General features: G+C 69.2%; 13 protein-coding genes. 3 read left to right on the top strand and 10 right to left on the bottom strand.

Going from position 1 to position 12,896, the window contains the following annotated elements; translation table 11 throughout:
- Positions 1-3 precede the first annotated feature (3 nt).
- Both JWS14_RS27825 and JWS14_RS27820 read right to left on the bottom strand, forming a co-directional pair.
- Entirely contained in the window at positions 4-999 is a 996-nt protein-coding gene (locus tag JWS14_RS27825; protein WP_206014859.1) for a HAMP domain-containing sensor histidine kinase, read from the bottom strand.
- Complete coding sequence (locus tag JWS14_RS27820; RefSeq protein ID WP_206014858.1) at positions 996-1,682, bottom strand: response regulator transcription factor; 687 nt, start codon at positions 1,680-1,682, stop codon at positions 996-998. Before JWS14_RS27820 ends, JWS14_RS27825 begins: the two co-directional genes overlap by 4 nt.
- Before the next feature lie 258 nt (positions 1,683-1,940).
- On the opposite strand from JWS14_RS27820, the gene JWS14_RS27815 reads away from it, so the two are divergent.
- Positions 1,941-2,486, top strand: coding sequence for a hypothetical protein (locus tag JWS14_RS27815; protein ID WP_206014857.1), 546 nt, complete (start codon positions 1,941-1,943; stop codon positions 2,484-2,486).
- 22 nt (positions 2,487-2,508) lie between these two features.
- The gene (locus JWS14_RS27810; RefSeq protein ID WP_072944717.1) at positions 2,509-2,778 is read left to right on the top strand and encodes a hypothetical protein; all 270 of its coding nucleotides are present in this window, start codon (positions 2,509-2,511) and stop codon (positions 2,776-2,778) included.
- Here the strand turns inward: JWS14_RS27810 and JWS14_RS27805 are convergent.
- On the bottom strand, positions 2,775-5,048 hold the full coding sequence (locus JWS14_RS27805; RefSeq protein WP_476748560.1) for an ATP-dependent DNA ligase: 2,274 nt from the start codon (positions 5,046-5,048) through the stop codon (positions 2,775-2,777). The genes JWS14_RS27810 and JWS14_RS27805 overlap by 4 nt on opposite strands.
- Positions 5,049-5,136: 88 nt before the next feature.
- Between JWS14_RS27805 and JWS14_RS27800 the strand changes: the two genes are divergently transcribed.
- Positions 5,137-6,051 carry an ABC transporter substrate-binding protein gene (locus tag JWS14_RS27800; protein WP_072944721.1) on the top strand — a complete coding sequence of 305 codons (915 nt, stop codon included), beginning with the start codon at positions 5,137-5,139 and terminating at the stop codon, positions 6,049-6,051.
- On the opposite strand, the gene JWS14_RS27795 is transcribed toward JWS14_RS27800, so the two are convergent.
- The 7 genes from JWS14_RS27795 to JWS14_RS27765 all read right to left on the bottom strand — a co-directional run bounded on the left by JWS14_RS27795 (position 6,052) and on the right by JWS14_RS27765 (position 12,891).
- Entirely contained in the window at positions 6,052-6,483 is a 432-nt protein-coding gene (locus JWS14_RS27795) for a type II toxin-antitoxin system Rv0910 family toxin (protein WP_072944723.1), read from the bottom strand. It abuts the gene before it with no gap.
- A gap of 72 nt (positions 6,484-6,555) precedes the next feature.
- On the bottom strand, positions 6,556-8,190 hold the full coding sequence (locus JWS14_RS27790) for a solute symporter family protein (protein ID WP_072944725.1): 1,635 nt from the start codon (positions 8,188-8,190) through the stop codon (positions 6,556-6,558).
- Positions 8,187-8,549 (bottom strand): DUF485 domain-containing protein, encoded by a 363-nt coding sequence (locus JWS14_RS27785; RefSeq protein ID WP_072944727.1) that lies wholly within the window; start codon positions 8,547-8,549, stop codon positions 8,187-8,189. The genes JWS14_RS27790 and JWS14_RS27785 overlap by 4 nt, the downstream gene beginning before the upstream one ends.
- Positions 8,550-8,733: 184 nt before the next feature.
- On the bottom strand, positions 8,734-10,491 hold the full coding sequence (locus tag JWS14_RS27780) for a sodium/solute symporter (RefSeq protein ID WP_072944729.1): 1,758 nt from the start codon (positions 10,489-10,491) through the stop codon (positions 8,734-8,736).
- A gap of 7 nt (positions 10,492-10,498) precedes the next feature.
- Entirely contained in the window at positions 10,499-10,858 is a 360-nt protein-coding gene (locus JWS14_RS27775) for a cofactor assembly of complex C subunit B (protein ID WP_072944889.1), read from the bottom strand.
- Positions 10,855-11,649 carry a LytR/AlgR family response regulator transcription factor gene (locus JWS14_RS27770; protein ID WP_072944731.1) on the bottom strand — a complete coding sequence of 265 codons (795 nt, stop codon included), beginning with the start codon at positions 11,647-11,649 and terminating at the stop codon, positions 10,855-10,857. The genes JWS14_RS27775 and JWS14_RS27770 overlap by 4 nt, the downstream gene beginning before the upstream one ends.
- Before the next feature lie 33 nt (positions 11,650-11,682).
- Positions 11,683-12,891: a histidine kinase gene (locus tag JWS14_RS27765; protein ID WP_206014855.1), complete on the bottom strand. Its 1,209-nt coding sequence runs from the start codon at positions 12,889-12,891 to the stop codon at positions 11,683-11,685.
- Positions 12,892-12,896: the final 5 nt, after the last annotated feature.

Here is a 12,896-nt window from a genome sequence, read left to right as displayed (position 1 = left end):
TGGTCAGGCGGCGGGCAGACTCACCCGGATGCAGCAGCCCTCGGCCGTGTCGAGAACCTCGATGTGGCCGTCGTGGAGATCCACCGCCCAGCGGGCGATGGCGAGGCCGAGTCCGGTCCCGCCGTCGGTGGAGCCGCCGCGGGTGAACCGCTCGAACACCCGGGACCGCTCGCCGGGTGCGATACCGGGGCCGTCGTCCTCCACTTCGAGAACCACGCCGCCGGCGTCCGGCCGGGCACGGACCACCACCTCGGTCCTGGCGGGGCCGTGCCGGAACGCGTTGTCCACGAGGTTCGCCACCACCTGGTGCAGTCGTGCGGTGTCCGCGTCGGCGCGCAGGTGCGGCGGCTGAACGTCGACGGTCACCCGCCGGGGGTCCTCCGACTGCCGCACTACGTCGTCGAGGAACTCGCGGACCGGGAAGATCTCCCGCTCGAGTTGCACCGCACCGCCTTCCACCCTCGACAGGTCCAGCAATTCGGCGACGAGGCGGCCGAGCCGCTCGGTCTGATCGAGCGCCACCCGCATCCGGGCCGGGTCGGGCTCCTCCACGCCGTCGACGACATTCTCGAGCAGTGCCTGCAGAGCGGAGATCGGGGTGCGCAGTTCGTGCGACACGTTGCCGATCAATTCGCGGCGATACCGGTCGGCGGCCTCGAGATCCTCGGCCATCTGGTTGAACGCGCGGGCCAGTTCCCCGATCTCGTCCCGCGACGTCGACCGCACGCGGCGCGAATAGTCGCCGGTCGCCATCGCACGGGCGGCGGCCGTCATCGACCGGAGCGGAGACGTCATGCCGTGCGCGAGGATCTGGGTCACGGCCAACGACACCAGCAACGCCAGGAGCCGTGCGTACCGGAACGGCCAGCGGGCGGTGACCCAGAACGTCAGTGAAGCGAAGAACAGCGCGGCGACGACGAGAAGACCGGTCTTCACCTTGAACGAGCGCAGCGGGTCGAGAGGTCGGGGCATCCTGTCCAGGATCCGGCCCGCTGTCATCGCTGCACGTCCAGGGCGTAGCCGACGCCGTGCACGGTGCGGATCAGGTCGCCGCCGAGTTTTCGGCGCAGTGCCTTCACGTGACTGTCGACGGTCCGGCTACCCGCGCCGTCGCCCCACCCCCATACCTCGGCGAGAAGCGATTCCCGGGCAATCGCCGCCCGCGGCCGGGAAGCGAAATAGGCGAGCAGGTCGAATTCTGTTCGTGTCAGATGAATTTCGTCGGCTCCGCGCCGGACGCGACGCTCGACGAGGTCCACCTCGAGGTCGCCGACCGCCAGTCCAGCCGGTTCGGCGGGCACGGTCTCGTGGGCGCGATCGGCCCGTCGCAGCAGTGCGTGCACCCGCGCCACCAGCACCCGCATGCTGAACGGTTTGCTCAGGTAGTCGTCGGCGCCCACGCCGAGCCCGATCAGCATGTCGGTCTCGTCGGCGCGCGCGGTGAGCATCAGCACCGGCACGGGCCGCGACGTCTGGACGCGCCGGCAGACCTCGAGACCGTCGAAACCCGGCAGCATCACGTCCAGCACCAGCACGTCGGGCGACGAGGCCTCACACACCGCGACAGCGGCAGGACCGTCGGACGCCGTCACGACATCGAAGCCTTCCGCACGCAACCGCGCCGCGACCGCCTCGCAGATCGTCGCCTCGTCGTCGACGACGAGCACTCTTCGCTGGCTCATTCCCCGACTGTATTGCGCGCACGTGTGGATCCCGGTCAGAGCCTGTGAAGATTCTGTGCAGGTTTGCCCGCGGTTCCGCGGCGGGGTGAGAGATGCGCACCCTGGGGTGCCTGTCGAAAGTCTCCCGTCCGGCGCAAGGTTGGTCTATCGGCCCAGCTAGACACCCCAATCCATCGGAGGTACCCCATCGTCCACACCGCAGCCCGCATCGCGATCGGCGCAACCGCCGCCCTCACGTTCTCCGTCGCAGGAGCCGCAGTGATCGTTCTTGCCGGTGGACATACCGAGGGGGCTCCGACCCCGAGCTCGGAGGGCGCCGTCTCGCAGCAGCAACCGGCTCCGGCGATCGCACCGGCCCCGAGTCGGATCGTCGTCGCAGACCCCGGCTACTCCGTAGAACCAATGGACCCCGGGTACTCGGCGGAGCCCGGCGATTCGGTCGACACCGAAACGCTCGCACCGGGACCGGGTGTCGTTCCGCCCATCGTGGCGGCACCGCCCATCGTCCGAGCACCGATCGCCCAGCAGCCGGTTGCCCAGCAGCCCATCGCCCAGCCGCCCGTCGTCGCAGACCCGCCCGTCGTCGCAGACCCGCCCGTGGTCGTCGATCCGCCCGTCGTGGTCGACCCCGTTCGCCCGCCGAAGGGTCCGTTCGAAGGTCCTGGCCAGGTCGAGCCGGGCGTGCTCGAACCCGAAACCGATCCGTTCCCCGTCGGCGGCGGCCCGAAGCCTGCCCCGCCCGCTGCCCCGCAGTCGCCCGGCGGAGTCGGCCCCGTCGACGGCGGAACCGTCGTTGGTCCCTAGATCACCGGAGGAATTTCACACCATGTCCCACATCCAGACCCGCATCGCGATCGGCGCAGGCGCGGCGTTCGTCCTCTCCGTCGTCGGCGCGGCCGGGATCGCGGTGGCAGGCGGAACTGCGCCTCCGGCCGCCGACGTGAGTGTCACCGAACAGCACCGTGACGTGGACACGGAGTCCACACCCCTCCCGGTCTTCACTCCCCCGGCGCTGAACACCCCGACGCAGGAATCGCCCGGATCGTTCGACACCGCGGCGGTGGACCCGTTCGAGCCGGCCCCCTGGCGGTATTAGGACTCCACCTCGACGTCTCCGGGTGACTTGTCGTCCCTGAGCCCACGCCAGCTGGGGTGCCGCAGTCTTCGCGAGCCGGTCCAATCCATGAACCGCACCTCCGCGACGAGGGTGGGGGTCACCCACACGGCACCCTTGCGGTCGGCGGTGGGCAGGTCTTCGACAAACGGGCTGGTGTCGGTTTCGAGCGGTCCCAGGGTGGAGGCGAGTTCCTGCAGATCCCGTTCGCTGAACCCGGTCCCGACGCGCCCGATGTAGCGCAGCCCGTCGTCTTCGGGGACGCCGAGCAGCACCGAGCCGATCCCGCTGGACCGCCCGCCCTGACCGCGGCGCCACCCGCCGATCACGGCTTCCTGTGTGCGCCAGTTCTTCACCTTGATCCAGCTCGACCCCCGCTTGCCCGGCAGGTACACGGATTCGCGGCGTTTGGCCACCACACCTTCCCACCCCTTGCCGCGGCTCTCGTCCAGGGCTTCCTGCGCGGACCCGTGCAGTTGTGGCGGAACCACCAGGTCGTCCACCTTGGCCGCCAGCGCTTCGAGGACGCGGCGCCGATCGGTGTACTTCTTGCGCAGCAACGACACTCCGTCGAGGTACAGCACGTCGAACGCGAGGAAGTGCGGCTCGTTGCCCTGCTGCAGCAGACCGAAGTTCGCGACACCCCGCTCGTCGAACGCGACCACTTCGCCGTCGAGTACCACCTCGTGGTCTTCGAGAGAGTCTGCCAGCCAACCCAATTGCGCATAGTCCTGGGTCTTGTCGTTGCCCGCGCGGCTCGTCATCTTCAGCTCGCCGCCACTGATCTCGGCGATCACCCTGATGCCGTCCCACTTCCCCTCGAACGCCCACTCGTCGGCGTCGAGGCCGTCGAGGGTGCCGGGGCTCGCGAGCATCGGCGACAACCCGCGCGGCAGCTCCGACGACCGCGACCCGCCCGGGGTCTGGTCCTTCATCAGGTGCATCAGCCACTGGTCGCCCTTCGTGCGGATCAGCGCGAACCGGCCCTCCACCTGCTCACCGTGCAACTGGACGATCACCTCGTCGTCCCGCCACTTCTCGGTGTCGTACGTCCCCGTGTCCCAGATCGTCATCTGACCGCCCCCGTACTCGCCCTTCGGGATGCTCCCGGAGAACGTGAGGTATTCGAGCGGATGGTCCTCGGTGTGCACGGCCAGGCGATTCTCCCCCGTCGTCGTCGGCACGTTCTTCGGCACCGCCCACGACACGAGAACCCCGTCCCGTTCGAGCCGCAGGTCGTAGTGGAGACGCCGCGCGTGATGTTCCTGGATGACGAAACTGTTGCCCTCCCCCGGCCGCACCGTGTCCGGCATCGGCTCCGGTGTCCGCCCGGGATCACGCTTGCGGCGGTACTCGGCGAGGGCGGCGTCGTCCTCGAGCGGCGGATCGAGTCCGGCGAGCAGGTCGCCGTCCGACTCCCACCGTTCGAGCACCTCCTCGAACCGCAGCTGTCGTAGGTCGGGGTCGTCGAGTTCGTCCCAGCTGCGCGGCGCCGCGACGTACGGCTGGGACCGCCCGCGCAGCGAGTACGGGGCGATGGTGGTCTTGGACGGATTGTTCTGGCTCCAGTCGACGAATACCTTGCCCGCGCGCACCGCCTTGGCCATGGTGGCGGTGACGAGTTCGGGGCGCAGTTTCTCCAGTCCCGTCGCCACCTGCTTCGCGACGGTCGACGCGCCCGAACCGTCCAGCTTCCGGTCCAGCGGCACGTACAGGTGAATGCCCTTGCTGCCACTGGTGACCGGGTACGCCGTCCATCCGAGGTTCGCGACCAGGTCGCGCACGGCCCGTGCCACCTCCGCACATTCAGCGAGTCCCACCCCGGGGCCGGGGTCGAGATCGAAGACGATGCGGGTCGCCGGACCTCGATGTGAGCCGTCGAACCGCCACTGCGGCACGTGCAGTTCGAGTGCGGCCTGCTGTCCCGCCCACACGAGGGCGGCGACCGAGTTCAGCAGCGGGTAGTGCACGGAACGGTCCGAGTGCGCGAGTGCACGGCGCTCCAGCCACCCCGGTGCGGAGGCCGCGAGGTTCTTCTCGAAGAACGGCTCGCTGTCCACCCCGTTGGGCCAGCGTTTGCGGGTGGCGGGACGGTCCACGACGTGCGGGAGCATGGCGGGCGCGATCCGCGTGTAATAGTCGATGACCTCGCCCTTCGTCGTGCCCGACTCCGGGTAGAGGACCTTGCCGAGGTTGGTCAGGGACAGGCGATGTCCGTCGACCGTCAGTTGCCGAGTTCCCGCCGTGACCACGCGCACCTCCCTCCGCCAATACATACATATTGTGCGCCGCGCGGCCGCTTCGCTGGCCGGATCGCTACCCGGCAGGCAAGATGACGGGGTGCACCGAGGACCTAAGACAGCCGTCGCCGCCATATCCGCTGCACTGACATTGCTCGCCGGATCCTGCTCCACCGACACCCCGTCGGAGGTCGACGCCCGGGCCGAAGCCTCGTCGATTCCCGAAGCGTTCACCAAACTTCCGTCCACGCGGGCGGTCGGCGACTGCGCCCCGGGGAGCGGGGTCACCACGCACGACGGCGTCGTCACCATCGCCACCGACAGCCCGTCGTACCGGCCGTGGTTCGTCGACGGCGACCCGTCCAACGGCAAGGGCTACGAGGGCGCCGTGGCGCGGGAAGTGGTCGAAAAGCTCGGATACAGTCCGGACCAGGTGCAGTTCGAGACCGTCGGGTTCAACGACGCGCTGGCGCCCGGCGAGAAGAACTTCGATTTCGCGATCGACCAGTTCACGATCGTCGACACCCGGCGTGAGACGGTCGATTTCAGTTCGCCCTATTACGCCGTCACGCAGTCGGTGCTGGCGCTGAAGAACTCTCCCGCGGCGCGAGCCAAGTCGCTGGCCGACCTCGCGCCGTTCCGCCTCGGGGCGCAGGTGGGATCCACGAGTTTCGACGCCATCACCCAGACCGTGCAGCCCCGCCAGGCGCCGGTCAGTTTCACCACCACCGACGACGCCAAGGCCGCCCTGGCCGCGGGCACCATCGACGCGCTCGTGGTGGACATCCCGACCGGATTTCAGATCACCGCCAACGAAGTGAAGGACAGTGTCCTCGTCGGGCAGTTCCCGCGCCCGAACGCCGTCACCGAATTCTTCGGCCTCGTACTGGAGAAGAACAGTCCGCTCACCGCGTGCGTCTCGGCGGCCGTCGATTCGCTCTACGCCGACGGGACGCTGGACGCCCTTGCCGCCGAGTGGATCACCGACACCGGCGGCGCGCACGTCCTCGATTGATCAGGCGTACAGCTCGACGAATGTCTGCAGGGACTTCTCGATGTCGCCCTTCAACGCCTTCGCGACACCCGAGCCGATCGGTCCGAACAGCGGTGCACCACCGAGTTCGATGGTGAACGCCACCTCGGACGCGCCGCCCTTCGCCTGGACGTCGAGCACCAGTCCGAGCTTCACGCCACCCTTGCCGTCACCCTTCAGAACGATGCGGTGAGGGGCGTCGTACTCCTTGATCGTCCACTTCACCCGATTGCGGAGCCCCTTCACCGTGACGACGGAACTGATCTCGGTTCCGGCCGTGAGTGTCTCGGGCAGTTCGCCGCGCCAGCCGTCGTGGACCACGAACCACTTGTCGAAGTCCCGCAGATTCGAGGCCTTGTCCCAGGTGTCCTGGGGGCTGAGGGGAACGTCGGTCTTGACCGTGAGTTTCGCCATTGGGGCAGCCTAACGGCCCGTGAGTACTTGTTAACCGCGGGCGGTTAACAAGTACTCACGGGGCCGAAGGCCCTAGTGCGAGACGGCCTTCTCCACACCGACACCGGTGAGCGAGCGGACCTCCATCTCGGCCTGCTTGGCGGGATCCTCCGCCTTGCCGCGACCGATGTAGGTACCGGCGATGCCGAGCACGAACGCCAGCGGGATGGAGACGATGCCCGGGTTGGCGAGCGGGAAGAAGTCGAAGTCGGCGGTCGGGAACATCGACGACGGCTTACCGGACACGGCCGGGGAGAACACGATCAGCAGGAGGCAGCTGATCAGGCCGCCGTAGATGCTGAACAGGGCGCCGGTGGTGTTGAACTTCTTCCAGAACAGCGAGTACAGCAGCGTCGGCAGGTTGGCCGACGCGGCCACCGCGAAGGCGAGCGCCACCAGGAATGCGATGTTCTGGCCCATGGCGAGGATGCCGAGGACGATCGACACGAGGCCGATCACGACGACCGTGATCCGGGAGACCCGCACCTGGGACTCCTCCGACGCATGTCCGCGCTTGATGACGCTGGCGTAGATGTCGTGAGCGAACGACGCGGACGCCGTGATCGCCAGCCCCGCCACTACCGCGAGGATGGTCGCGAACGCCACCGCGGAGATGATCGCGAGGAAGATGGTGCCGCCCAGTTCGAACGCGAGCAGCGGTGCCGCCGCGTTCTCCTTGCCGGGTGCGGCGAGGATGACATCGGGGCCGACCATCTTGGCGGCGCCGTAGCCGAGGACGAGCGTGAACAGGTAGAACGCGCCGATCAGTCCGATCGCCCAGGTGACCGAGCGGCGGGCTTCCTTGGCGGTGGGGACGGTGTAGAACCGCATCAGGACGTGCGGCAGGCCGGCGGTGCCGAGGACCAGCGCGATGCCGAGCGAGATGAAGTCGAGCTTGCTCATCGAACTGATGCCGTATTTGGCGCCGGGCGCGAGGATGTCGCGACCTGCGATCGCCTCGTTCGTGGAGCCGGCGACCGTCGCCTGGGCGTCGGCGAGCAGCTGGGAGAAGTTGCCGCGCACCGCGAACAGCACGAGGAAGAACATGACGCCTGCGCCCGCGACCAGCAGCACCGCCTTGACCATCTGCACGTAGGTGGTGCCCTTCATGCCACCGACCAGTACGTAGACGATCATCAGCACACCGACGACCGCGACGACGATTGCCTGACCGACCTTGCCGTCGATGTTCAGCAGCAGCGCGACGAGCCCGCCCGCGCCCGCCATCTGCGCAAGCAGGTAGAACAGCGAGACCACCAGAGTGGACAGCGCCGCCGCCATCCGTACGGGACGCTGCTTGAGCCGGAAGCTCAGCACGTCGGCCATCGTGAATCGGCCGGTGTTGCGCAGCAGTTCCGCGACCAGCAGCAGGGCCACCAGCCACGCGACGAGGAAGCCGACGGAGTACAGGAAGCCGTCGTAGCCGTATACCGCGATGGCGCCGGCGATGCCGAGGAACGACGCCGCCGACAGGTAGTCGCCGGCGATGGCGAAGCCGTTCTGCGGTCCGGAGAACTGGCCGCCGCCGGTGTAGAAGTCCGAGGCCTTCTTGGTGGTGCGGCTCGCGCGGATCACGATGGTCATCGTGATCACGACGAACGCCACGAAGATGGCGATGTTGAGGAGCGGGTTGCCGACGTCGGTGGCTGCGGCGAGTGTGGTGATCACTTGAGCGGTCCTTCCAGCTCTTCGCGGATCGCGGCGGAGCGGGGATCGAGTTCCCGGTTGGCGAACTTCACGTACAGCGCGGTGATCACGAACGTGGTCACGAACTGGCCGAGACCGAGGATGATGCCGAGGTTGACGTTGCCGATCACCTTGGTGGCCATGAACTCGGGGGCGTACGTGGCCAGCAGGACGTAGGCCGCGTACCAGGCGAGGAAGAATGCCGTCATCGGGAAGACGAAACTGCGCAGACGGTGTCGCAACTCCTGGAACTCCGGGCTCGCCTGCATGTCTACGAAGGCTTGCGCATCAGGGGTGCGCCGCTTCTGCGGTGCGCCCTCACTGAGGTCGGCTGTGGTCACTGCAGACTCCTTGGTCGTGTGAAGTGAACTGGGTGCCGACGTTAGTGAGAGGTGAGTCACAGAAACAGGCTGTGGCGGCTGTCACACGGCGAGCTGCCGGACTGTGCGGCGAGCGGTCACCCGGCCGCGACAAGCGGCTCCGCCGCCCGTGCGCCTTTCTGGTTGCGGGAGCTACCAAAAAGGCTCACGGGGAGCGGAGCTCCCTCTCGCGGTCGGAGCCCACATCGAGCCGCTCGGGGGCGTGCATGCGGGTGAAGATCCGACTGAGGTCGACGGGTATCTGACGCTTCGTCACCTTGCTGACCAGCACCATCGTGACGAAGGCCAGCGGGACGCTGACCGCCGCCGGGTAGGCGACCATCGCGGCGGGCCAGCCGTTCCAGGCGTCGACGGTGAGACCGCCGAACACCGACACTCCGGCCGCGCACCCGGCGACGAGCCCGCCCGTCACCATCCCGGCACCGGCCCCGACGGCGGTGAGTCCACGCCACCAGATGCCGAGGACGAGCAGCGGGCAGAGGGTCGACGCCGCGACCGCGAACACCAGCCCCACGGTGCGCGACAGGTCCAGCGACGTCACCGCCAGCGACAGCGCCAGCGGCACCGCCCCGGCCAGGACGGCGGCGATCCGGAAGTCCCGGATCCGGCCGCGCAGGACGTCGGTGCTCAGGACCCCGGCGATGCTGACGAGCAGGCCGGACGACGTGGACAGGAACGCGGCGATCGCACCGGACGCGACCAGCGCGGCGAGGAGTTGCCCGGCCCACCCGGAGAAGACGGAGCCGGGCAGCAGCAGGACCGCGGCGTCGGACGTGCCGGTGATGAGCAGTTGCGGCACGTACAGCCGCGCGAACACCCCGAGCAGTGTCGGGAACAGGTAGAAGACGCCGAGCAACCCGACCACGGCCAGCGACGTCAGCCGGGCGGCCCGCCCGTCGGGGTTGGTGTAGAACCGGACCAGCACGTGCGGCAGCCCGAGGGTGCCGAGGAAGGTGGCGAGGATCAGCGAGTACACCTGGTACATGGGGTGGTCGCCGCCGAATCCCCAGCCGGGGGCGATCCAGTCGGAGTTGTCGGCGGGTGCGCCCGCGACCACGGGAACGGGTGCCCCGGCTTCGAGGGTCATCGTGGTGCCCTCGCCGAGGTGGTGTTCGCCCGGTTCGAGCCGGATGTCGCCGGTCGCCGCGACGCCGTCGATCGTCCCCGACCCGCCGACAGTCACCGGTTCCGACACCTGCACGACGACGTCGGTGGTGATGTCGACGGTGGTCTGCTCGCTGACGGTGGGTGGTGCGGCGGCGCCCAGTTCGTGGTGGTCGGCGAAGAAGTACACCGACAGCACCAGCGCCGGGATCGCGACCGCGGTGAGTTTCAGCCAGTACTGGAAGGCCTGGACGAACGTGATGGACCGCATGCCGCCGCCGACGACGTTGGCGATGACGATGACCCCGACGACGACGGCCCCGACCCAGCTGGGCACGCCGAGCAGGATGTTCAGCGTCAGTCCTGCGCCCTGGAGTTGCGGGACGAGGTACAGGGCGCAGACGGCGGCGACGACGAGCATCGACAGGGTGCGGAGCCGGCGCGACCCGAGCCGGAACTCGGCGAAGTCGGGCACCGTGTAGGCGCCGGACCGTCGCAGCGGTGCGGCGACGAACAGCAGCAGCCCGAGGTAGCCGGCGGTGAATCCGATCGGGTACCAGAGGGCGTCCGCGCCGTATTTCGCGATCAGGCCTGCGACGCCGAGAAAGGATGCGGCGGACAGGTACTCGCCGGATATGGCGGCGGCGTTCCACCGCGGTCCGACGCTGCGGGACGCGACGAGGAAGTCGGAGGTGGTGCGCGCCAACCGCACTCCGTAGATGCCGATGGCCACCGTCGCGACCGCGGCGGCCGCGAGACCTGCCAGGGTCAGCCAGGGAATGGGTTGGTCGGTGGGCACGGGACGCTCAGTCGTCCACCAGGTCGGTGAATTCCTGCTCGTTGCGCTCGGCCTGCCGCACGTAGATCCAGCCGGTGGTGAGCAGCACCGGGTACACGAGCGCGCCGAGCACCACCCACGGCAGCCGGATTCCCAGCACCGACACGTTCGACAACGCCGGGAACAGGAACATCACGAGCGGCACCGCGCACAGCAGGCACGCCGCGAGGAGCGCCAGCCGGATCGCGAGCACGAGCTGGGTGCGGACGAGCCCGCGGATCATCGCGTCCCCGACCGCCGTCTGTTCCTGCACCTCGACGCGGGTGCGGACGATGCGCGCGCCGCGACGCTGGGCGAGGACGACCCGCACCCGCTCGGGCGAGCTCATCGCGCGGTCCACGTCTGTTTCGGCGCCCGGACCAGCCGGTCCTTGAGCATCCGGGTGTGCCTGCGGCTGACCGGCAGTTCGACGGGCGGGTGGTCGCCGTGGGCGCGGAGGCACACGACCAGACCCGTGCCGACGGTCCGGATCCCCGTGACCCGCGGCAGCGCGACGAGGTACGAGCGGTGCACCCGCAGGAACCCGGCGTCCGCCCACCGTGTCTCCAGCGCCGAGATGGGGATGCGGACGAGGTGGGAGCCGTCCGCGGTGTGCAGGCGCGCGTAGTCGCCGTCCGCTTCGACCCATTCGACGGAGGACCGGTGCACGAGGGTGGTGATGCCGCCGAGTTCGACGGGGATCACCTCGTCGGTGGGGGCGGGAGGCCCGGCGTCGATGCGCCTGCGACGCCCCTCGACGATGCGGCGCACGGACTCCGCCAGCCGCTCCTCGCGCAACGGTTTGAGGAGGTAGTCCACGGCGCCGAGGTCGAAGGCGGCGACGGCCCGGTCGTCGTGGGCGGTCACGAACACCACCTGCGGCGGGGACGCGAAGTTCGCGAGGATCCCGGCCAGCTCGAGACCGTCGAGTCCGGGCATGTTGATGTCGAGGAAGACGGCGTCGATGTCGCCGTCCCGGAGGATGCGCAACGCCGTGGTGGCGTCGCCCGCGGTCCGGATGTCGCCGACGGCGTCCTGGGCGCGCAGCAGGAACGCCAGCTCGTCGAGGGCGGGTTTCTCGTCGTCGACGGCCAGCACGGTGAGGGGTGCGTCCGGAGACCTGTCGTCAGTGTGGTTCACAACGACAGCAATCGTCGCACGGACGCTTCCCGTTCACGTCGAGATCCCCCGCCGGAACTTCGGGACGCGCATGCTCACCTTGGTGCCCGCGCCGGGCGCGGTCTCTACCACCAGTCCGTAGTCGTTGCCGAACGCGGCGCGCAGGCGGTCGTCGACGTTGGCGAGCCCGACGTGCGCCGCCTCCTTGACCCCGGAGGACTCGGCCACCGCGTCCAGCGACCCCGACCGCAGCAGTTCCGGGTCCATGCCGACGCCGTCGTCCTCGACACTGATCACGCAGTCGGTGCCCTCGTCGGCGGCGACGATGCTGACGGTGCCGCCGTCCGGTTTGGCGGCGATGCCGTGCCGCACCGCGTTCTCGACCAGCGGTTGCAGGGCGAGGAACGGCAGCACCACGTTCAGCACCTCGGGCGCCACCTGCAGTTTCACGGCGAGGGCGTCGCCGAACCGGGCGCGCTCGAGGGTGAGGTACCGGTCGATGTTGCGCAGTTCGTCGGCCAGCAGCGTGAACTCGCCCGCCGACCGGAACGAGTACCGGGTGAAGTCGGCGAATTCGAGGATCAGTTCCCGGGCGCGGTCGGGGTCGGTGCGGACGAACGACGCCACCGTGTTCAACGCGTTGTAGATGAAATGGGGGCTGATCTGCGCGCGGAGCGCCCGCACCTCGGCGCGGTCGAGGCGGGCGCGGGACGCGTCGAGGTCGGCGAGTTCGATCTGGCTGCACGCGTACCGGGCGACCTCGGTGACGGCGCCGAGCATGCCCGGTCCGGGGTCTTCGGTGGTGACGATGCCGAGCACGCCGACCACCCCGGTGGCCTCGATGAGCAGCGGCTGGGCGATCATCGCCCGCACCGCATTGTCGCCGGTGCCCCGGACGAGGCCGCCGTAGGCGACGAGCACCCGGCGTTCCCCGTCGACGGCGCGGGCCGCCGCGTCGCGTAGTTGTTCGGTCATGGCCTCGTGCGGTCCGCTCCACGCGAGCAGGTCACCGGCGGCGTCGAAGACACCCAGCGCCTGCGCCCCGGTCAGCTGACGCAGATGCGGGGCGGCCTCGTCCGCCGACGTCTCGTCGAGCCCCCGCCGCAACGGGCGCGCCGCCAGCGACGCGGTATGCAGGGTCGTGTGGACGGCCCGCTCGGTGGGTGTCGTCAACTCGCGCCGGGCGCGCAGCCACACGGCCGTGAACGTGACGAGAGGAACGAGGACGAGCAACGCCACCACGGCGACGACGGATCCCGTCATTCGCC

Origin of the sequence: Rhodococcus koreensis (assembly GCF_017068375.1) — a bacterium.
Taxonomy (GTDB): domain Bacteria; phylum Actinomycetota; class Actinomycetes; order Mycobacteriales; family Mycobacteriaceae; genus Rhodococcus_F; species Rhodococcus_F koreensis.
The sequence above is the reverse complement of the archived record's forward strand: the minus strand, read 5'-3'. Positions and strand labels throughout refer to the sequence as shown.

What these genes read in the sequence shown, in the direction of transcription:
- JWS14_RS27825 (WP_206014859.1), bottom strand. Translation starts at nt 999, where the DNA reads ATGACAGCGGGCCGGATCCTGGACAGGATGCCCCGACCTCTCGACCCG.
- JWS14_RS27820 (WP_206014858.1), bottom strand. Translation starts at nt 1,682, where the DNA reads ATGAGCCAGCGAAGAGTGCTCGTCGTCGACGACGAGGCGACGATCTGC.
- JWS14_RS27810 (WP_072944717.1), top strand. Translation starts at nt 2,509, where the DNA reads ATGTCCCACATCCAGACCCGCATCGCGATCGGCGCAGGCGCGGCGTTC.
- JWS14_RS27795 (WP_072944723.1), bottom strand. Translation starts at nt 6,483, where the DNA reads ATGGCGAAACTCACGGTCAAGACCGACGTTCCCCTCAGCCCCCAGGAC.
- JWS14_RS27775 (WP_072944889.1), bottom strand. Translation starts at nt 10,858, where the DNA reads ATGAGCTCGCCCGAGCGGGTGCGGGTCGTCCTCGCCCAGCGTCGCGGC.
- JWS14_RS27765 (WP_206014855.1), bottom strand. Translation starts at nt 12,891, where the DNA reads ATGACGGGATCCGTCGTCGCCGTGGTGGCGTTGCTCGTCCTCGTTCCT.